The sequence below is a fragment of the Thermoproteus uzoniensis 768-20 genome (assembly GCF_000193375.1).
Taxonomy (GTDB): domain Archaea; phylum Thermoproteota; class Thermoprotei; order Thermoproteales; family Thermoproteaceae; genus Thermoproteus; species Thermoproteus uzoniensis_A.
Genome location: NC_015315.1, coordinates 532822 through 551512, shown reverse-complemented (window position 1 = coordinate 551512; position 18691 = coordinate 532822). Strand labels below are relative to the sequence as shown.

The window sequence follows — 18691 nt, the reverse complement described above, 5'->3', positions numbered from 1 at the left end:
TACGACAGATGCATTATTTATGATAAAAATATATTATATTTTTATTCTTAGTTAATATTATAAATTTATTATGAGCAATCTAGTAAAATTATAGTAATAGATATAGGTACATTATCTAGATGGACCGACTTCTCGGAAAAACGATAGCCGCCCGCGCACATGGGGTATAGATAGTAAAGTGTGCCGTTATTGAAATAGGGCACCACGACCACCGCTCTCCCGACGTACATAGTGTAGTTCGCCGCACTGTAGTAGACCCCGTATATCGGCGATGCGTTCGCTCCAAACGAGACGGCGTAGAGCCAACCTGTCGGCGGCACGCAGTCGCTACATGCTGGAGGTGAGGGGCCAGGCAACAACACGTAGCGTCCTCCAGAGAATTGATAGTGGACTTTCACCACATAGACAGGCACATAATCAGGGACGGCCACGGGCTTGAAGGACTTTATCGCTACGGCGATTTCGGCTGGAGGATATGCGGACCTCACTTCAATAGTAGCCCTATACACCGCCAGCGCGATCACGGCAATCGCCGCGAGCGACGCGGCCACTACGACTATCTGTTTCAATGCCGAGAAGCCCCTCATGCCCAAAGCGACCACAACGTCGTCGTTAGGTAGAAGAACGACGTACCGGCGAGGCCGCCTGCTAGAAGGCCAGTCCACATGCCTTTTGAGGGGAGCAACATCACGGCGACAAAGCCTGTGACCATAGCCGACAGCAGTTGCGCGGCCGCGTACTTCACCTCGTCGGGAGGTAGCGGGTACATTAACGACTGTCCTGTCGACGGGACGGCTTGGAGCGCCGTTACAGATACCGCAAGCGAATATACCAGTATCACCGATGCCGCTATATATACAGCTATGAACATGGCGGTGAGCGCGGTGACCCTTTTCAGCCCTCTCTCCTTTTCGCTAAGAATTGTCTGGACGTAGTCTACGGCCTCTAGGCTCGGCCCGGCCCAGCTCACCGCGTTGAACATGGCTCTGGCCAACGAGAACATGAGAGACGGTATTTCGTAGAAGTACGCTATCATCCAGGCCACCTTGTAGGTCGCCGATACCTCTCTCAACGCGAGATCTGCGGGGATGCCTTGGGATATACGCGAGGCGAAGTCCCTCAACATGGCAGGTATCTCGGCGGCCAGCCTAAACCATCCCACGCGTTTTGTGGCCAGAAGCCAGATGGCCAACACGGCGCCGGCCGCAACGGCGCCGAGCGATATTGGAAGAGACCAGACAATGGATGAATAGATCGCCGCGCCCCCGGCCAAGGCCGCCAAGAAAATGGAGCGGCCGTAGGTCCTGGTCGGCGATAGGTCCTTCGGCATCGACTTGTATATCAATAGGCCTATCATCGACGAGAAGACTCCGGCTATGCCCAGCAACGAGAAGAGATCGAGAGGCAGAAGGCCGTACGCGTATAGGAAGAGCAATAACAGCGGCGCGAACATAAGGCTGGACAGAGACGAGAAGAGCCCCACGAAGTGCTGCATTGCGGCCTCTATACGGCCCAGCGCTATCGACTTAGTAGCCTGCAGAAAGGACTGCACGAGGACTTGGCGGGGGACTCCCGCCTCTTCTTGAGATACGGCGAAGCCGTACTGCCTCACCACGGCGAGCCCATCGGAGGAGAGCAACGAGGCGGGGTTCGGGGTCAAGCTGGCTAGCAACAGCTCGCGCGAGTGTTTTCGGTCTAGGCTCTCCGCCTCGGCCGCCGTGCGCCTCAAGGCCTCGACGGAGGACATGTGGGATAGGTACGTTGCGAAGATCGGCGCTATGTATATGTAGAACTCCTCCCTGTTCATCGACGCCTCAATAACTGCAACAAGCTCTTCTTGGCGCCGTCCTCCTCCACGACGAAGTATTCGGGCGCCTCCAGCACCTTAAGCAAGTTGCCCAAGATATGGCTTCTCTTGACTGAGTTGTTAGCCGCTATAGGCAACTCCTCGATTATCTGCGACGGCGATAGGCCGGCCCTATGCCTTTTCACTATGTAGTCCACGACAGTGGACAACGAGAAGCCCTTATCCAACACCTCCTTCACCACAAGCCAATCGGAGGGCAACAACGCTATGCCCTCCTTCTCAAGCCTCCTCGCAGCCGCGGCCAGTCTGGACGGCTTAATCCCTATGGCCTTAGCCGTATCGCATAACTCCTCGGCGGCCTCTCTCGTGTACCCGTCCTCTATCAACTTCTCGCAGTCCTTCATTTCCCACACCTCTCGAGCAACGAGAGCGCCAGCCGCGCCACCGCGCCCGCGTCGCCCCCCGACTTTGCGACTTCCCTCAAGACAGCCCCGAGCAGTTCGCTGTCTAGCCTGTCGACTATCTCCTGCGGCGCCCTCTGTAGGGACTTAAGTAGCTGGAGGGCCCAATCGCCCTCGCGGTCGTCGCGATCGGCCAGCCCTAAGTCTAGCTGGCCGTCGAGGCCGATCTCAGGATCTCCATCGTTGTTCCTAAACTTGAGCTTCATGGAAATATCTACCTTCCAGCTGATAGCCGTGCTTCACGGCGTCGTCGACCACCGATATCTCTCTACGGGAGAATAGCTTCAGTACGGCCTCGCGCGCCTCGAGGGGCTCCAGCTCCTTGGACGCAATTGCCTTAAGCAAACCGGCCCTCGTCTTCACCTCGTCGAGGATCTTTGTATCGTATGTGGACTTAGTGTAGGCGTTCAGAAGGCCCAACACGTCGGCCACAGGCGCCTCCGCCACCTCTCCGCCAAGCGCTACCAACGCTTTCCATTCCTTTAGATACCTCTCGCCTCCGGATACTCCTAGTTGCAGAATCATGGTGTTTGCGAGGGCCTCGACAGGGGCGCCCGACCTCTTTATACGTAGAAGGGCGTCGTGTATGGTGTCGGCGTGCATCGTCGTCAGCCCGCCGTGGCCCGTCAGCTTGTAGGAGACCAAGACGTTGAGCTCCTGGCTGGTCCTGGCCTCTGCCAGAGTCACTATGGTGGCCATGGTGCCGTAGCGGAGGGCTTGATCCAGAGCCTCCATGAGCCTCGACTCCGAGGGGACCGATATGTGGAGGATCTGGCCCTCCAGAGGCGCCCAGATCTCCCGCGCGCCTCTCTCTATGATGACGACTTGCATCCACGGCGGGATGAAGTAGAGCAGAAGGTTCAGCTGCGTGGTTTTGCCGGTGCCCATGGCCCCTGAGAATATCACAGTCCATCTAGCCTCGGCAGCTATTGTGGCCAACGCGAAGACCTCTAGAGCCGAAAGATCTTGGACGTTCGGCCGGCTCTCCGAGTCCTCAAGCCGGCGCGGGCGCTCGTACACCTTAATGAGGCTTGCCGAAGGCCGCGGCGGCTCGCTCATCTTCCTTATATTCACGTTGTATTCGAGCAGATCCGCCGCTATCCTGAGCCGATATACGGGATCTTCCCTGGTCTGGAACGGCCGCTCAAGGGTCAAGCTCGGCACTAGCTTCTTCACCAATATGGGCATGAAGGCCTCTGGCACCACCACGTTGGTGGGCATCCGCGCCTCGTTGCGGATCGCGACGACACGCCGGTAGCGCCCCAGCTCGACCATCTCCGCGTATATTTTGTCCAAGAGCTCTAACGGATTACGCGGAAGCTCGCTCCACCTGCCTGGAGGCGCCAGGGGTTGCGGTATGGCGATCTCGGTCAGCAGATCGTCCCTCATAGGCGCCTCCAACACGCCGTAGCCGCCGAACTCGCCGCGCCCGCTCCATCTGTCTAGGAAATAGTGTACGAGCTCTCTATGCTCTCTATAAGTCCGCAAGGCGTTTCTGTGCCACCGCCAGCCGGCTACGCCTCGGCTCGGCGCCAGCGCCAGCAACGCGTCTTTTATGGCCTTGTCGTATTCCCCGTAATCGGGCGGCACGGCGCCGCGAAGCGCGGTTAACGCGAGGGCCTTCTCGAGAATCTCCGGCAACTGCGGATCGACCACCACGTACTCCCCGTCGTCTGTTATGCAGATGTCTGTGGCGTAATTGCGGTAGACTATCACGCCTTTCTTGAACAACGCGCACCTGTCCAACAACGAGTTATCGGCCTTGGCGAACAGGGCACCCGCCAAAGACATCTTACTTCTCTTTTATCCACTTGACTAGCAAGGACAGAGCCTCCCTATTTCGCCGATCCCCTAGGATCGCCTTGTATATCCTCTCGGCTGAGTAATCGGAGGGCATCTTAACCCTCGTCAAGAACGCGTTTACCATCTTTATACCGGGAGCCTTCTCGTCGCCCTTCTCCAGCATGTTGGCCACTATAAGCGAGGCGTAGCGCATGTATCTGCCGTATATCTGCATCTTGACATCCGCTATCCTCGTGACAAGCCGCCTATCGGCTACGAAGTACATAAGCGCCTTGAGCTTCCTCTGCAAGGCCTCAATCCACGTCAGTTGTAACGCCTTCGGCGTGTCGACGATCACGGTGTCCACCGGAAGGCGCTCCTCGGCCAAGGCGTCGGGAAGCGCGACTAGGGTGTCGTAGAGCGCCTCGAAGAGCTCGGAATCGCCTATCTTGCCGGACTGGTAAAGCATAGCCGCCTCGTAGCCGGGTATCACGTAGAGGTTGGGCCGAACCTTATGCACGTAGACGTCCTTGCCGTACCGGCCGGCGAGCCATCCGGGCTTTTTGGGGACGCCGAAGATCGAGGATAGATCGGCCTTCTCCCAATCGGCATCTATTATGAGGACCCTCTCCTTCTCAAAAGCGGTGGCCAGCGCCAGCGTCGTCTTGCCCACGCCGCCGTCGACCGAGAAGAAAACCGCGAACTTAGTCCTCATGGAATAATCTATCGAGGGCGTTGGCCCTGTACGCCGTCATGTAGGCCTCGGCAAAGTCGAGGACAACGTCGGCGACGGCGGCCAGGGCGCCGTCCTTGGCCTTCGCTATCATCTTGGAGGACCTCCATGCCGACTTGACAACTACGGGAGGCGCCCGCGAGATAAATACGTAGAGGACCTCGCTGTGGGGATCTACGGCATATCTGTAACGATCGTGGACGAGATACTCCAAAACAATCTTCTTAATCTTCAGAGGCCTTCCCCTATACTTCAACTCGACTCTGTACTTGTCCTCGCCTATCCGCACAAACGACGCCTCGAAGTCGCCGCGTCTATACCTCATATCGGTTGAGCAGATCGATGAGCTCCCTTCTGAATTCGGGTATGGAAAGCCCTCTTATGACTCGCATGATTATGGCTCTGTCCTCGTCGTTTAGTTCCGTTAACCCGCGGCGGCTGTATGCCCTCGACACGCTTCGCTTCGTCAAGCTCAACGCCAGCGCGTCTAGGTCTAGTCCACTGCCGCGATCCTCGCAGAGCCCGCAGAGACACCTTATCGATCGCGTCGAGGCGCCCGACGGCGCTATCGTCAGGTATTTAGACACGGCGGATCTTATGGCGCGTGCCAGCGGCACGTCGTCCTCCTCCAACGCGGCAAGCTCGGGACAGACGTGCTCCTTGAGGAATTCCTCGTCGGCGCTGATGCCGAGATCTCTGAGCACGAGCGCGATCGCCGTAAACGGGTACTGCGGCTCGCCGACGACCTCTATATGGAGCACCTTGAGGCCCGGCATTAGGTCGGCCAAAAGCTTGTGAAGCCTCGGCGACAGTAAATAACGGCTCCCTCCTTTCTCGAACGAGAACAGCGGTAGAGGGCTTATCCCTCCGTATATTGACGAAGCTAGATATAGCAGTTTGTCCTCCAGCGCCGTCGGCACGATTTCGGGATATGGATCTATCACCGTAGCTCCGGCTTGCTTCCTCAAGAAGTCGGCGAGATTGTCTGCATTTATTATATCGATCTTTACATCCATGTCCTAGCATCCGCGGACAGCTGCACGCATTGAGGCAATATATCTACCCTTATTCTGGCCATAAAGGGCTTCCACACGACGTCGCGGGGCTCATGGCTCGGCGGAACCTCGGCGAGGACGAGCCAGTCGTCAGCATACGGGCCCTCGACTTTCAAGCCGTACTGCATATAGGCCGCCAGATTTCTCGCGGCGGCTTTTATGGCCCTAGCCCTTATCCTTTCGTCGTAGACAAACCTATAGACAAACTCCGCCCCCCACTCTGCCAAAAACTTGGCGCAACCGCTGTATTTGATAGAATCTATCTTTGCCGCGCCTCTAGGCGAGCAGGGCGCTCTGACGGCCGCCGGGGCTTCCAATACGCTCCGTGCTTTGTCTAGCAGTCTTATGAACGCCCCACAGGCACGTCTTCTGAGATCTGAGCCCGGAACGTCGGAAAGCGCTCTTAACACCCAGCTGTTTGCTATCTTCAGAAATGCGTTCAGCGCATACGGCTCTCTATCGATCGCAAACAGTGCGTGGACGGCGTCGGCCATGCGGTATATGGACAAGTGCTCCATGCCGAAAACGACCATATAAAAACACCTTAGATACGCACCAAGACGATTATTTGGATGAATCAACCTATAGTAATTTTATTCTATTTATAATTAAATAATATTAGTCAATAAATAAATATATTTTATTCTCACAAATTAGGTACTACTGGACGGAAATGTTATAAATTAGAGTCGGTCGCCTCTCTATGAAGACCATAGTAGTAGCATACGACGGATCTCAACATGCCAAAAAGGCTCTAGAAACTGCGAAGGCAATGGCAGAAAAGTTCGGCTCCAAGATATACGTCGTGCATGTAGTCGACACGGCAGTTTTGTCGCTCTCGGAGGCCTTCTCGACTCCGAGCGTCGTGAAAAGCCTGCGCGAAAGCGGGGAGAGGGCTCTGAGAGAGGCCCTCGGCGTGATCCCGACAGCCGAGAGCAAGTTGCTTGAGGGCGATCCGCCGCACGAGATAGCGAAATTCGCCAAGGAGGTCAAGGCGGATTTAATAGTGGTGGGGAGCAGAGGGCTTTCGACCATCCGGAAATCTCTCCTCGGGAGCGTGGCAAGCAGGTTGGTGCAGGAAAGCGACGTAAGCGTTTTGGTCGTCAAATAGCTAAACTTTTTATAGGCGTTAACTCAGCAAGCCCATGGACAGGAACGGCTTGTTGATACTCGCCTCGGCGTTTCTGATAACCGTGGCCGTCCTCGTACTCGCCGTAGGGCCGTACAGGAAAGGGCCTGTCTACGAGCCGTACTGGGAGCAGGTCAACATCACGGCGCTTGCGCTACAAGGGCAGAAGATCGGCGTGACCGTCTACACAGGCTACGGCGGCTGGGCTATCTTCGGCTATCAGGACAACGTCACCATGCCTCAGAGAGGGCAACTACTGGCAGTCCTCAACAAACTCATCGCCGAGGCGGAGAGGGAGGGCTACACGGTGGTGCTCGTGCCTTGGGGCGCCGACAACAGAACCAACGCTGTGCTGTCCGCGCTGTATAGCGGCGCTCTTACCCCTCAACAATATCTAAACGGATATGTCAACGTCAGCGCCAAGATAAACACGACGGCTATACAACAGGCCAGGAGCTACGCGTTGACTCTCGCCCAGAGCTTGGGATCCTACACGGCTTATCCGGGCATTCCCCAAGTGCCGACGTCGCCGCCCATAATATACGCCTACTTGGTGTGGAGAGGTTGCGCGTATCCCGTCTACGAACCCTACGAGCCGCTGAGAGACGCCAACTATTCCGACTGGGCTTACTGGGTCGGCAACGCAATAGTCAACCTCCCCAGCCTGACAGGCCAGCCCGGCTGTACTTGGTAACTACTTGTTGGGAAGCCACAGCGCAAAAATAAAAATCGACACGTTAAATCGGCAGTGCCGCAACGCGAATATCCCGAGCATCCTCTCGTCGGCGTTGGCGCAGTCGTTTTCAGAGATGGGCACATTCTGCTAGTAAAGAGGGGGGCGCCGCCAGGGAAGGGCAAATGGTCCATACCCGGCGGATTGATCGAGCTCGGCGAAACTCCAGAGGAGGCAGTCAGTAGAGAGCTGTTTGAGGAGACCGGCCTAAGAGGCGCGGTGAAGGGCCTTTTCGGAATATACCAGTATGTCGAGAAGGATGAAGTGGGAAGGATTCGGTATCACTACATACTGTTGGACTTTATAGTAGATGCCGAGGAGAAGACGCCGCGGCCCAGCACAGACGCCGAGGACGCGCGCTTCTTCGCCCTCACAGACGCCTTGAGGCTGGACTTGACGGAGACCACGAGGGATCTGCTCGCCGATCTGGCCGATTCCGGTCCCAGACCGCTTACGAGATGCAGCTAGATTTCGAGAAGGCTAGGCGGAGGCTCGTGGAGGGGCTCATCTCTGAGGGCATATTGAGGAGCGAGAACGTGATAGAGGCCATGCTCAAAGTACCCCGAGAGGAGTTCGTGTTGCCCGAGTATAGGCTCTCCGCATATGTGGACAGCCCACTGCCTCTCCTCGGCGACGCGACCATATCGGCTCCCCACATGGTGGCGATGTTGTGCGAGGCTGTGAGGCCCCGCGAGGGCATGAGGATATTGGAGGTGGGCACAGGCTCGGGCTATCAAGCCGCCGTATGCGCCGAGGCCATCAAGAGGAGGGGAAAGGTCTTCACTATAGAGGTAGAGTGGCCGCTCGCCGTATTTGCAGCCCAGAACATAGAGCGGCTGGGCTACGCCGATGTGGTCGAAGTCTACTACGGAGACGGCGCTTTGGGAATTCCCGAAAAAGCCCCTTTTGACGCCATATTGGTCACCGCTGCGGCGGAGCGTGTGCCGGCCGCGTTGCAAGACCAGCTCGCTCTCGGCGGCCGTCTGGTAATACCGCTGGAGGAGCGGCTGGGCCAGACGCTTTACTTATATATAAAGTCCGAGAAGGGTTGGGCCAGAGAGCGGCTGGCCTATGTAGCGTTTGTCAAGCTCAAGGAGCGCCGAGCGTAAGTCGATTGGCCAGATCGGCTAGGGCTCGAGGCGATATCTATCCCTAGGGTACAAGACGGCCTCCCTCACGTTCTTTAAGCCCAGCAGAGACATCAACAGCCTGTTGAACCCCATGCCGAAGCCGGCATGAGGAGGCATGCCCCAGTCGAACACCGACAGGTGGCTCTCGAAAGCGGCGGGGTCCAGACCCCGCTCGCGCATTTCCCTCTCCAGATCCTCCCTCCTGTGTATACGCGTCGCGCCGGACACCACCTCTATCCCGTCGAGGATCAAGTCGTACGACTCCGTCTTCTTGGGATCGCCGTCTATTCGTTTCGTATAGAACGGGCGCAACGACGCCGGGAAGTTTACTATGAAATAGAGCGGGCCGTAGAATTTAGTCAAAGCCTTTTGCATCTCCACGGTCAGATCGTCGCCCCACTTCACGTCATATCCTAAAGCCCTCAGCCGCTCGACCGCCTCGTCGTAATCCACCCGAGGGATCTTGTCGACCTTCTCCAAGACCGGCCTTATGCCGACCTTCTCGAGTCTGTCGCGCCTGGAGTTCACCACCGAGGCAATCGACCGCATGATCTCCTCAAGCACGTCCATTATGTCGTTGTAGTCCATGAAGGCGCCCTCGCCGTCTATGGAGATGAACTCGTTCAGGTGGTAGTCGGTGTTGTGTTTCTCCGCCCTGTAGGCGGGCGCTATCTCGAAGACCCTTTCAAGCGACGCAGTGAGCTGCTCCTTGTATAGCTGAGGGCTCTGCGCCAGATAGGCCACTCTTTCGAAATACAAGACCGCGAACAGCTCGGCGCCTCCCTCGGTGCTCGTCGCTATTATCTTGGGCGTGAACACCTCGACGAACTTATGGCGGTACAGCACCTCGCGAACAGCTTTCAGAATCTCGGACGCCGTCGTGAAGATGGCGAGGTTTCTGGGGCTTTTGAGATCGGCGGCGCGGTACTTGAGCCTGGTCGGGAGGTCGGAAGTCCCCTCCCAGAGATCCACCGGCAACGGCCTCGCCTTGGCCACTACCCACATCTCCTGCGGAAACACCTCCACGCCGGATTTAGCTATCTTGCTGGCCTCGACAATGCCCCTAACCACAACGACGTCCTCCTTATTGAGTTGCGGAATCTTGGATAGGAGGTCGTCGGGCGTCCTCCCGGCCTTGAACGTCAATTGCACGAAACCTTCTCGGTCTCGCAACACCACGAACTTGACCCTGCCCAAATCGCGTATCTCCCACACCCAGCCGGCGACGACGACTTCTCGGCCGTTTAGCTCCGGCGTTATCTCGCTGGTAAAATGCGTCTTGCGGGGGACCACGGAGGCTGAGACTCTACCATATATTAGCCTTTCCGTCTTGTATAAACAAATTTTATTTAAATCAATTTATATTTTAAAATATTATTATATATTATATTTTAATTTCTTTCTCTTTAATAACATCTATCTTTATAGTAGATCCAACGATTCTGTTCAATATTTCTTGGAGCTTTTCGGGTCGCACGGGCAGTCGTCTGATCTCTCTGGAGGGTATCTTGACGACAGTCTCGCTGGTGCCGTCAGGCAACCAAGACGTCGAGATCGTGAGCAACCTAGCGGGAGACACCAACTGGGCTATTATCTCGTTGGCGCTTCCCTTCTCCACTATCTTCGCGTTCTTCCCCAAAGCGGCCGTGAGGTCCTTCTCTAACTGCATCTGCGCGCCTTTCGGCAACTTCTTAAAGCCTCTGAGCACGACGACTATAAAGGCATCGGTTTCATATGCCTTTACATATTCCACGTCGTTGAGATTATACTTCTTCTCTAGTTTCATCAAGGCGTCGACGACGTCTACATCTAGCCAGCTGTACTCGCCGCTATCTATCAGACCTTGGCACTTGGCGCACAGCACCCTGGTCCTGATACAGAAGTCGCAAAACGGCTTCTTCATCAAGCGTTGGATTCGTTATGATATTTAAATTTCTTAAAACGCCGTTATTGAGATGCTGGTTTCTTCCTCCTTTCGATGACCTCTTGGCGTCTCTTATCCGAAGTGTCGATGTTTGTTATCATCACTTTACTTGGATGTATGGGATAGTATATAGTCTCGCCTCTGCTGTTTGTCCTAGTCGCATTCTCTACATATATACGGACTCTGCGGAGGTCAACCCTAACGACCTTGCCGCTGACCCCTCTAAAATCCCCTCGCATTATCACGACGGTATCTCCTACCCTTACGGGAAGCCGGGCCACGCCGAGCTTTCTCCTAAGATCGGGAGCTAGCTTGGCGGTGAGGAGCTTCCGCCTTAGATGAAGCGGGGCCTCCGCCAGAGCTTTCCTCTGCTTCCTCGGCTGGCTACTAGCGGTGGGCATCGGCCCACTCCTATCAACGCTATTTATATACTTTGAGATCGGCGAGGGCCGCGCCATCGGTTTCGTCGCGTTGACCGAAGTCTGCTTCTATCGAGACGTTGCTGAGGCCCTTAGCCGCTCCTCGGCGCTCTTCATGCCGCCCAGCGTGTCCTCCAGAGACTTGGCGATGATCTTGATGTTCTCTATGGCGGAGTTGAGTTTCCGCGGCAACTCGTCCAAGAGCTTTCGCGTCTGTTCGGTATCCACGAGAATTTTTATGGGAAATAAATTGATGACGTGCGCGTTAAGTTCCTGGGAGGCGCTGGAGAGGTTGGGAGAGCCGCCGTGTTGGTCAAGACAGCTACGGGCTCTGTGTTGTTCGACTATGGCGTGAACTTCGACTCGCAGGGGAGGCCCGTCTTCCCCGAGCACGTGAGGCCTAAAGACCTCGTCGCCGTCGTGTTGAGCCACGCGCACCTGGACCACAGCGGCGCGTTGCCGTCGCTCTACGTCTCCGTGAAAATACCCATCTACGCGACTCCGCTCACCATGGAGCTCAGCGACGTGATGTACACGGATATGATAAAGCTATCGGGCTACTACCTGCCGTACACTCACGAGGAGGTCAAGGCTACTATGGAGAGCGCGATTCCGTTAACCTACGGCGAGCCCGTCGAGCTGGCCCCTGACGTGACGCTCACGGTCTACAACGCAGGCCACGTCCCCGGCAGCGCCATCTCGGTGCTCGAGGCTGAGGGCAAAACCGTGGTGTTCACCGGCGACTTCAACTTGAGGGACACAGCGCTTTTAAAAGGCGCGGACGTCTATAATCTGCCGCGCGAGCCGGACGTAGTAGTGATGGAGGCTACCTACGCCGCCGCCGACCACCCTCCTCGACAAGACCTCGAGCGGGATTTCGTCAACACCGTGAGGGAGGTGGTCGAGGGAGGCGGCACTGTCTTGATACCGTCGTTCGCGTTGGGGCGCGCGCAGGAGATCCTCCTAACTCTTGTAAAACACGAGGTAGGCCCTATATATGTCGACGGGCTGGCCAGACAGGTAAACACAATAGTGGGCAAGTATCCGCATCTCCTCAACGACTACGACCTATACAGAAAGGCGCTGGAGGTCGCGGTGGAGATCCCGAGCGCCTATGTCAGGAAGAGGGCTGTGGGCCAGGAGCCCTCGATAATCATATCGCCGGCTGGCATGTTGAAGGGAGGGGCGTCCCTCTACTACTTCAAGAAGCTGGCCGGCGATTCGAGGAACGCCATAATACTGCCCTCTTTTCAGGCCCCCGACACGCCGGGCTTCGAGGTGCTCTCTAGGGGCGAGGCCTTCGTGGACGGCACTACTATAAAGGTAAAGGCTAGGGTAGAGTGGTTCGACTTCTCGGCGCATTCCGGCAGATCAGAACTAGTGGAGTTCATAGAGCGTTTCGGCGCGCAATCTAGAATCGTGTTGTTCCACACGGAGCCGTCATCAGCCCTCCAGTTCGCCAAATGGATGCAAGCGAGGGGGAGAGATAATATATACGTGCCCCTCGCCGTCGGCGAGGAGCTAGAGCTCTAGGAGTTTTTAAGCAGAACGCCAATACGTGAAGATACGTATATGGATAAAGAGGAGGTGCGACGAGCTCGGCCTCTGCGAATACGTCGAGGTGCCGCTAGCCCGCGCCGTGCGCATCGCCGACAAGATTAGGCTGGAGGACGTGTACATTATAATCGACGACGTGGATCCGCGGCTATTTGAGGATTTAACCTAGATGGATACATGTGCGAGCTCTACTGGGAGCTCGTAGAGAGGGGGATAGAGGTCTTAGGCGGGCCCGCCGGCTGGGCCAAGGCGTTCGATTGCAGCCTAGACCTAGAGTGCGATTGCGACGTGGTGGTCGCCGAGTCGGATATATGGAAGGTTCCCTCCTCCCGTTGCATCTGGACCATAGACGAAGTCGGCTTCTCGCATAGGCGCGTCTGGATAGGCGGGATTCCGCACATATCGCTGGACAATCTGCCGAAGGTTAAAAGCCCTTATACCCAAGCCGTCCTCAACTGCATTAGGGATGCGCTTCGTAGACGCGCAGACGGCGGCCGTCCTCGGCAGGTAGTATAAAGGTGACCTTGTAGACGTCGCCGAAATATATCCCGGCCAAATCCTCGCCTAGATGGAACTCGCCGTCTATTCCATGCACCGCGCACTTCTCGCAGTTAGATCTCGCGTATTCTATCAGGTCTCTGAAGGCCTTCAACAAATCCTTCGGCCCTCCTCTGATCACGAACAAGACTGTGCCGTGGTCGCCGTGGAAGTGAGGATGGGCGTCGGCCTTATACGTCTTAACGGCGTAGTCCATAAGATCGCCCACCTCCCGCGCAAACTCCTGATCGCTAGGCAAAAGTCCGTGGACGTGCTCCTCCTCGCCGGCGTGCTCCTCGCCCTCGTCCTCCACGGCGGCGACAAGCGTGAAGTTCAGAAGGAGCTCGAGCTGGTCGGTAGCGGCGATTCTGACCAGGTCGTTCTCTATCTTCTTCCATTCCTCAAGCCCTAGTTTGAGCTTGCCGATACCTTGCACACGAGCTCTCGCTCACCCCTTTAAAAAGTTATAATACGGAGAGGCAATTCGGTTATCTGATACAGGAAGGCGAATGGACGACATGAGGCGAGCCTCGGAATAGGAATCATAGAGGAAGCTTATCGCGATCTAGCCGCCTCCAAATCAGATCACTTAATACCAGCTCTCTACTCGACTTTCGGCCGCTCCCTATAGAGCCTCAACACCTTCTCGAGCACCTCCGACGGCGTCTCGCCGAGTACGGCTATCATAGGCTCCTTGCCCCAGTCGCCTAGGTCCACTATTATGTCGGGCACGCCGCCCGTTTGCCTAACGGCCTCCTCGACGATCCACTGCATGGATCCGCCCTCCCGCTCCTTAACCTCCTTAGGTTCGTTGCGTCTATCAATCACGGCTATTTTATAGCCCGCGGCCTTAGCCCTCTGGAGGAGGTCGTCGTCCAGCTTGAAGTTGGCCGCGGCCCGTATACGTTGGTCGTGTCTAAGCGCCGTCAAGATCTTCCTCGCTACGTGGTCGCTTGCGCCGAAGGCGGGCGGGCCCGACGGCTTGGCCTTGCCCATATACCTCACGATCCTGCCCGGTACGGCCGCCACGTCCTCTCTGCCTCTGGCGTATCGGGGATCTACGGCGTAGCCCAAGTTGCTCTGCACCTCAGGTATCAACGACCCGAAGAGCTCCGCGTTGTCCTCCACTATCTTCAACGCCCTCGACATCTCCTCGTATACGCGCCACCTCTCGGCAGGTATCTCGACCCACGCCGTCGGGTTAACCGGCCAGTGGCCTCTGCCCTTAGGCACTCCGTACTTTATAGCGACATATATCAACTCCTTTGCGGTCTTTATGGCCTCCAAAGGCTCCTGCCCCTTGGCGAGCCCCGCGGCTATCGCCGCAGAGAAGGAACACCCCGTGCCGTGAGTCGCGCGGGGGTCGAGCCGGGGCGTCTTGAGCTCGTGGAATGTTCCGCCTATATAGACCACGTCGACGGCGTCTTGGACGTCTAGGTGGCCGCCCTTGACTATCACGATCTCGCTACCCAGCTCCCTGTGTATAAGCTCGGCGGCCTTCTTCGCGTCGTCGAGCCCCGATATCTTAATCCCGGCGAGCCGCTCTGCCTCGTACCTATTGGGCGTTACGACCTTGGCTATCGGCAGAAGTCTTTTGGCGAGGGCCTCCATGGCGTCCTCGGCTATCAACGGCGCGCCGGACTTCGCAACCATGACTGGGTCGACGACGAGCTGGAAACCGAGCTTCCCCACAGTCGAGGCGACCTCCTCTATGATCTCCTTTGTGCCCAACATGCCCGTCTTGCCCGCGTCGATCCCCATATCGTCCCACACCGCCATGATCTGGGCCCTCACCATATCGCGCGGCATGCACTGCACCGCCCTTACCTCGTAGGTGTTCTGGGCAGTCACGCAAGTGAGGGCGGTGGTCCCGTGGACTCCGAGGGCGGCGAAGGTCTTAATGTCCGCGTGTATGCCCGCGCCGCCGCCAGAGTCGAGACCGGCTATGGTTATGGCTGTCCTCCACGACATAAATACCTTTTTGGACCTAGACTTAAAAATTATAGCCGAACAGCTCGGCGTATAGCCTAGGCCGTATGGGGCTGTCGCTAGGCGGGTAGAGATCTCTCTTGACCGCTACGGGGCCTTCCAAGATCTCGCGCGCCCGCCTAAGCTTCTCCAGAAAGCTTGGATCGATCTGCCCCAGCTCGGCCTTAGCTCTCGCGAGGTCGTAGGCGGCTTCGTAGGTCGCCAGAGCCACGGATTTCCTATCCATGAGATCCGTCTCGTAGTTCAACATGAGGTACCAAGGCTTCTGTAGTAGAAGATGGGCGTGGTCCTCCAGAGTCTTGGCGAGAAGCCTATATTCGAACCTCTCCGGCATCTCGAAGGCCAGACTTCCGGGATCCACAAATGGGGCCAACGGCGCCACGAAGGCGTTGGCCCTCCCGGCCGTCGCTCTATATTATATCGGTCTGAGAAATAGGGTCGTTGCCGACGTTAGAGGACAAACTTAAAATAACTTTAAATGGTAGAGCTATGCCGGGGATTCCGTGAGCTACAATTCACTGAGAGTAGAGGAAGAGGTTCGAAAATTCTGGGACTTGCGCGGGATTGAGGATAGGTGGAGGTCCTTCGACCCCAACGGCAAAAGGTTCACGTTCCTAGAGGGGCCGCCCACCACGAACGGCTTTCCCCACGTAGGGCATATAAGGGGGAGGACCTACAAGGACGTAGTTCTGAGGTTCTGGAGATCTAGGGGCTATTCCGTCTGGGCCCAAGGCGGCTGGGACATGCAGGGCCTGCCCGTCGAGCTGGAGGTCGAGCAGAGACAGGGTCTCAAGAGCAAGAAGGATATAGAGAAGTTCGGGGTTGCTAAATTCGCCGAAGAGTGCAACAAGCTCGTCGATTACTACCTGGCCTTCTGGGAGGAGTGGGGCACAAGGCGGCTAGGGCTCTGGCTCGATCTGAAAAACGCCTACCAGACGAGGAGCCCGCGGTACATAGAATACGCCTGGAGGCTCATAAAGAGGGCGCACGAGCGCGGGCTACTCGCCGAGGACTACAAGGTCTTGTGGTTCTGTCCCCGTTGCGAGACCTCGCTGAGCGACCACGAGGTAGACCTCGGATACGCGGAGAGGGAGGACCCGTCAATTTACGTCAAGTTCAAGATCGAGGGGAGAGAGGACGAATACCTGGTCATCTGGACCACGACGCCTTGGACCATAGTCGACAACGAGGCGGTTGCTGTCCATCCTGAGTACGACTACGCCAAGGTGGAGGTCTCCGTCGGGGGCAAGCGGGAGTATTGGTGGCTCGCCGAGAGGCTGGTGCCTCAGCTCATGCAGACGTTCGGCGTCAAGGAGTGGCGCGTAGTCGAGACCAAGAAAGGCGCCGAGCTCGCTGGCACCCGCTACCTACATCCGTTGGCCGACCTAGTCCCCGAGAGGGCGACGCGTCCGCACCAGGTATTCGCGGCGGAGTTCGTGACTCTGGAGCAGGGCACCGGGCTTGTCCACATAGCGCCTGGCCACGGACCCGAGGACTTCGAGCTGGCGCAGAGGTACGGCATAAGGATAACCAACAGCGTCGAGATAAACGGAGTGTACAACGAGCTCGGGGGGAAGTACGCGGGGATGTACGTGTTCGACGTAGACAAGAAGGTCGTCGAGGATCTGAGAGAGCGCGGCTTGTTGATCTACAAGACGTCTATCAAACACGAGTACCCGCACTGTTGGCGTTGCGGCACCAAGCTAGTGTTGAGGGCGGACCGCCAGTGGTTCATTAAGATGTCGAAGATAAGGGAGGAGATGTACGAGGAGCTGAAGAAGGTCAAGATATACCCGGAGAAGTTGCGCTATAGGTTCGACGACTTCGTGAAGAACGCCAGGGATTGGAACATAAGCAGGAGCAGGTTCTGGGGCACGCCGCTTCCCATATGGCGCTGCCAGAAAGACGGCAGAATTCTGGTGATCGGTAGCATAGACGAGCTCAAGTCGCTCGCCAAGAAGCTCCCGCCCGTAGACGACTTCTGGCTCGTGCACCGCCCCTGGATAGACCAAGTAGAGATATCGACGCCCGACTGCGATAGATGGGTCAGAGAGCCCTACGTGGCGGACGTGTGGATGGACTCGGGCATAGCCTGGATAGCCGCGGTGGACGGGGAGAGGAATAGGGACTTATGGGAGGCCCTCTACCCCTTCACTTGGGTGACCGAGGCCATAGACCAGACCCGCGGCTGGTTCTACTCGTTGCTGGCCACGTCGATGGTATACACGGGGAGGGCCCCGTATAAGTCGATATTGATAACGGGACATATACTCGATAAGGAGGGCCAGAAGATGTCCAAGAGCAAGGGCAACGTGGTGTGGGCTAAGGACCTCCTGAGCAAATACGGCGCCGATCCCACGAGGCTCTATCTCTTGACGAAGGCAGCTCCCTGGGAGGCCCTCAACTTCGACCCCGACGAGATAAAATATGCCGTCAGCCAGCTCAACATATTGTGGAACGTCGTCAAGTTCGCCGACACCTATATGTCCCTCGACGGATTCGACCCGAGGCGGCATAGGCTGGAGGAGCTTCTCGGCAAGGCGTTGGACGAGGATAAGTGGCTTCTGTCGGCCGCCTCCTCGTTGGCGCGGAGAGTGGCGGAGCACATGGAGGCTTTCGAGATACACGAGGCGGCCAAGGCTTGGGTAGACTTCGTCGTGGAGACGCTCAGCCACAGATACGTCAGACTGCTCAGAAGAAGGGTGTGGAGCGAGGAGCCCAGAGAGGACAAGTACGCGGCGTATGCCGTGTTGTTCAAGGTCTTGAAAGACGTGTTGATAATAGGCGGGATCTTCGTCCCCCACATAGCCGAATACCTCTGGCAGAACTTCGTGAGGAAGTACGAGCCGGATGCGGCCGAGTCCGTGCATCTGGCCCAGTACCCCGAGCCTGGGCCCGTCGACGAGGAGTTGTTGAAGGCTTTCGACGAGATATTCAAGGTGTTCTCCATAGCGGCTGAGGCCAGAAATAAGGCAGGCATAAAGCTGAGGTGGCCTGTGTCTAAGATCTTCGTCAAGGGCTCAACTAAGGCTATCAAGTACCCCGATCTGCTGGCCTATCTAGCCAACGCGAAATCTGTCGAGGAAGGGGGCTGTCCCGAGGGCTGGATAGCCCACGAGGAGGAGGGCTTAGCGGTGTGCGTGCCCGGCAAGCTGGAGCCCGAGCTGTACTACGAGGCGTTAGCCAGAGAGCTGGTGAGGCGCATACAAGTGATGAGGAAGGAGGCCGGCCTCTCGGTTAGCGATTATATAGAGGTATATATCGATACGCCTCACGAGGACTTAAGAAAGGCGGTGGAGCTGAACAGTAGCTACATAGCCAACGAGGTGAGGGCAGTCAAGCTGAGCCTCGGCGGGGGGCTCGAGGGCGCCTACAGCAAGGAGTGGGATATAGAGGACATGAAGGCCAAAATATACCTCAGAAGAGCCGCCTAGC

The 18691-nt window shown here is 56.8% G+C and carries 24 protein-coding genes; 8 read left to right on the top strand and 16 right to left on the bottom strand.

Features of this window, described 5'->3' with window-relative positions; genetic code table 11:
• Positions 1-68 precede the first annotated feature (68 nt).
• From TUZN_RS03035 to TUZN_RS02995, 9 genes are read right to left on the bottom strand one after another with little or no spacing between them, the layout of a single operon-like run.
• Positions 69-602 (bottom strand): secretion system protein, encoded by a 534-nt coding sequence (locus TUZN_RS03035; RefSeq protein ID WP_193385958.1) that lies wholly within the window; start codon positions 600-602, stop codon positions 69-71.
• Positions 584-1807, bottom strand: coding sequence for a hypothetical protein (locus TUZN_RS03030; protein WP_013679461.1), 1224 nt, complete (start codon positions 1805-1807; stop codon positions 584-586). The genes TUZN_RS03035 and TUZN_RS03030 overlap by 19 nt, the downstream gene beginning before the upstream one ends.
• On the bottom strand, positions 1804-2211 hold the full coding sequence (locus TUZN_RS03025) for a hypothetical protein (RefSeq protein ID WP_013679460.1): 408 nt from the start codon (positions 2209-2211) through the stop codon (positions 1804-1806). The genes TUZN_RS03030 and TUZN_RS03025 overlap by 4 nt, the downstream gene beginning before the upstream one ends.
• Positions 2208-2474: a hypothetical protein gene (locus TUZN_RS03020; protein WP_013679459.1), complete on the bottom strand. Its 267-nt coding sequence runs from the start codon at positions 2472-2474 to the stop codon at positions 2208-2210. Before TUZN_RS03020 ends, TUZN_RS03025 begins: the two co-directional genes overlap by 4 nt.
• Positions 2458-4059, bottom strand: a complete 1602-nt coding sequence (locus TUZN_RS03015; protein WP_013679458.1) for an ATPase, T2SS/T4P/T4SS family — start codon at positions 4057-4059, stop codon at positions 2458-2460. The genes TUZN_RS03020 and TUZN_RS03015 overlap by 17 nt, the downstream gene beginning before the upstream one ends.
• A 1-nt stretch (position 4060) precedes the next feature.
• On the bottom strand, positions 4061-4765 hold the full coding sequence (locus TUZN_RS03010) for a tyrosine-protein kinase family protein (protein WP_013679457.1): 705 nt from the start codon (positions 4763-4765) through the stop codon (positions 4061-4063).
• On the bottom strand, positions 4755-5108 hold the full coding sequence (locus TUZN_RS03005) for a hypothetical protein (protein ID WP_013679456.1): 354 nt from the start codon (positions 5106-5108) through the stop codon (positions 4755-4757). Before TUZN_RS03005 ends, TUZN_RS03010 begins: the two co-directional genes overlap by 11 nt.
• The gene (locus TUZN_RS03000; protein WP_013679455.1) at positions 5098-5799 is read right to left on the bottom strand and encodes a hypothetical protein; all 702 of its coding nucleotides are present in this window, start codon (positions 5797-5799) and stop codon (positions 5098-5100) included. Before TUZN_RS03000 ends, TUZN_RS03005 begins: the two co-directional genes overlap by 11 nt.
• On the bottom strand, positions 5790-6371 hold the full coding sequence (locus tag TUZN_RS02995) for a hypothetical protein (protein ID WP_013679454.1): 582 nt from the start codon (positions 6369-6371) through the stop codon (positions 5790-5792). The genes TUZN_RS03000 and TUZN_RS02995 overlap by 10 nt, the downstream gene beginning before the upstream one ends.
• 170 nt (positions 6372-6541) lie before the next feature.
• Between TUZN_RS02995 and TUZN_RS02990 the strand changes: the two genes are divergently transcribed.
• The 4 genes from TUZN_RS02990 to TUZN_RS02975 are packed head-to-tail and all read left to right on the top strand — an operon-like array spanning position 6542 to position 8809.
• Positions 6542-6949: a universal stress protein gene (locus tag TUZN_RS02990; protein ID WP_013679453.1), complete on the top strand. Its 408-nt coding sequence runs from the start codon at positions 6542-6544 to the stop codon at positions 6947-6949.
• Positions 6950-6983: 34 nt separating this feature from the next.
• Complete coding sequence (locus TUZN_RS02985; protein ID WP_013679452.1) at positions 6984-7661, top strand: hypothetical protein; 678 nt, start codon at positions 6984-6986, stop codon at positions 7659-7661.
• Positions 7662-7715: 54 nt separating this feature from the next.
• Positions 7716-8168: an NUDIX hydrolase gene (locus TUZN_RS02980; RefSeq protein ID WP_052886042.1), complete on the top strand. Its 453-nt coding sequence runs from the start codon at positions 7716-7718 to the stop codon at positions 8166-8168.
• The gene (locus TUZN_RS02975; RefSeq protein ID WP_013679450.1) at positions 8159-8809 is read left to right on the top strand and encodes a protein-L-isoaspartate(D-aspartate) O-methyltransferase; all 651 of its coding nucleotides are present in this window, start codon (positions 8159-8161) and stop codon (positions 8807-8809) included. The genes TUZN_RS02980 and TUZN_RS02975 overlap by 10 nt, the downstream gene beginning before the upstream one ends.
• Positions 8810-8827: 18 nt before the next feature.
• On the opposite strand, the gene aspS is transcribed toward TUZN_RS02975, so the two are convergent.
• The 4 genes from aspS to TUZN_RS11205 all read right to left on the bottom strand — a co-directional run bounded on the left by aspS (position 8828) and on the right by TUZN_RS11205 (position 11401).
• Positions 8828-10123 (bottom strand): aspartate--tRNA(Asn) ligase, encoded by a 1296-nt coding sequence (aspS, locus tag TUZN_RS02970; RefSeq protein WP_013679449.1) that lies wholly within the window; start codon positions 10121-10123, stop codon positions 8828-8830.
• Positions 10124-10214: 91 nt separating this feature from the next.
• The gene (locus TUZN_RS02965) at positions 10215-10736 is read right to left on the bottom strand and encodes a transcription elongation factor NusA (RefSeq protein ID WP_052886041.1); all 522 of its coding nucleotides are present in this window, start codon (positions 10734-10736) and stop codon (positions 10215-10217) included.
• 41 nt (positions 10737-10777) lie between these two features.
• Positions 10778-11155, bottom strand: coding sequence for a 50S ribosomal protein L24 (rplX, locus tag TUZN_RS02960; RefSeq protein ID WP_052886040.1), 378 nt, complete (start codon positions 11153-11155; stop codon positions 10778-10780).
• Positions 11156-11242: 87 nt separating this feature from the next.
• Positions 11243-11401: a hypothetical protein gene (locus TUZN_RS11205; protein ID WP_158305064.1), complete on the bottom strand. Its 159-nt coding sequence runs from the start codon at positions 11399-11401 to the stop codon at positions 11243-11245.
• A gap of 30 nt (positions 11402-11431) precedes the next feature.
• Here TUZN_RS11205 and TUZN_RS02955 point away from each other — a divergent pair, with 30 nt between their 5' ends.
• From TUZN_RS02955 to TUZN_RS02950, 3 genes are read left to right on the top strand one after another with little or no spacing between them, the layout of a single operon-like run.
• The gene (locus TUZN_RS02955; protein WP_013679446.1) at positions 11432-12706 is read left to right on the top strand and encodes an MBL fold metallo-hydrolase; all 1275 of its coding nucleotides are present in this window, start codon (positions 11432-11434) and stop codon (positions 12704-12706) included.
• 25 nt (positions 12707-12731) lie between these two features.
• Complete coding sequence (locus TUZN_RS11325) at positions 12732-12899, top strand: hypothetical protein (RefSeq protein ID WP_013679445.1); 168 nt, start codon at positions 12732-12734, stop codon at positions 12897-12899.
• Between the two features lie 8 nt (positions 12900-12907).
• Positions 12908-13246 carry a hypothetical protein gene (locus TUZN_RS02950; RefSeq protein WP_052886039.1) on the top strand — a complete coding sequence of 113 codons (339 nt, stop codon included), beginning with the start codon at positions 12908-12910 and terminating at the stop codon, positions 13244-13246.
• On the opposite strand, the gene TUZN_RS02945 is transcribed toward TUZN_RS02950, so the two are convergent.
• The 3 genes from TUZN_RS02945 to TUZN_RS02935 form a co-directional block, all read right to left on the bottom strand.
• Complete coding sequence (locus TUZN_RS02945; protein WP_013679444.1) at positions 13191-13703, bottom strand: hypothetical protein; 513 nt, start codon at positions 13701-13703, stop codon at positions 13191-13193. The genes TUZN_RS02950 and TUZN_RS02945 overlap by 56 nt on opposite strands.
• Before the next feature lie 167 nt (positions 13704-13870).
• Positions 13871-15238, bottom strand: coding sequence for a bifunctional hydroxymethylpyrimidine kinase/phosphomethylpyrimidine kinase (locus TUZN_RS02940; RefSeq protein WP_013679443.1), 1368 nt, complete (start codon positions 15236-15238; stop codon positions 13871-13873).
• Positions 15239-15260: 22 nt separating this feature from the next.
• Positions 15261-15638, bottom strand: a complete 378-nt coding sequence (locus tag TUZN_RS02935) for a hypothetical protein (protein WP_013679442.1) — start codon at positions 15636-15638, stop codon at positions 15261-15263.
• Positions 15639-15759: 121 nt separating this feature from the next.
• Here TUZN_RS02935 and ileS point away from each other — a divergent pair, with 121 nt between their 5' ends.
• Positions 15760-18690 (top strand): isoleucine--tRNA ligase, encoded by a 2931-nt coding sequence (gene ileS / locus TUZN_RS02930; RefSeq protein WP_052886038.1) that lies wholly within the window; start codon positions 15760-15762, stop codon positions 18688-18690.
• Position 18691: the final 1 nt, after the last annotated feature.

Bases quoted from the DNA above. Each gene is read 5' to 3' on its own strand.
- TUZN_RS03030 (WP_013679461.1), bottom strand. From the start codon at position 1,807: ATGAACAGGGAGGAGTTCTACATATACATAGCGCCGATCTTCGCAACG.
- TUZN_RS03025 (WP_013679460.1), bottom strand. From the start codon at position 2,211: ATGAAGGACTGCGAGAAGTTGATAGAGGACGGGTACACGAGAGAGGCC.
- TUZN_RS03020 (WP_013679459.1), bottom strand. From the start codon at position 2,474: ATGAAGCTCAAGTTTAGGAACAACGATGGAGATCCTGAGATCGGCCTC.
- TUZN_RS03015 (WP_013679458.1), bottom strand. From the start codon at position 4,059: ATGTCTTTGGCGGGTGCCCTGTTCGCCAAGGCCGATAACTCGTTGTTG.
- TUZN_RS03010 (WP_013679457.1), bottom strand. From the start codon at position 4,765: ATGAGGACTAAGTTCGCGGTTTTCTTCTCGGTCGACGGCGGCGTGGGC.
- TUZN_RS03005 (WP_013679456.1), bottom strand. From the start codon at position 5,108: ATGAGGTATAGACGCGGCGACTTCGAGGCGTCGTTTGTGCGGATAGGC.
- TUZN_RS03000 (WP_013679455.1), bottom strand. From the start codon at position 5,799: ATGGATGTAAAGATCGATATAATAAATGCAGACAATCTCGCCGACTTC.
- TUZN_RS02995 (WP_013679454.1), bottom strand. From the start codon at position 6,371: ATGGTCGTTTTCGGCATGGAGCACTTGTCCATATACCGCATGGCCGAC.
- TUZN_RS02990 (WP_013679453.1), top strand. From the start codon at position 6,542: ATGAAGACCATAGTAGTAGCATACGACGGATCTCAACATGCCAAAAAG.
- TUZN_RS02985 (WP_013679452.1), top strand. From the start codon at position 6,984: ATGGACAGGAACGGCTTGTTGATACTCGCCTCGGCGTTTCTGATAACC.
- TUZN_RS02975 (WP_013679450.1), top strand. From the start codon at position 8,159: ATGCAGCTAGATTTCGAGAAGGCTAGGCGGAGGCTCGTGGAGGGGCTC.
- rplX (WP_052886040.1), bottom strand. From the start codon at position 11,155: ATGCCCACCGCTAGTAGCCAGCCGAGGAAGCAGAGGAAAGCTCTGGCG.
- TUZN_RS02950 (WP_052886039.1), top strand. From the start codon at position 12,908: ATGTGCGAGCTCTACTGGGAGCTCGTAGAGAGGGGGATAGAGGTCTTA.
- TUZN_RS02940 (WP_013679443.1), bottom strand. From the start codon at position 15,238: ATGTCGTGGAGGACAGCCATAACCATAGCCGGTCTCGACTCTGGCGGC.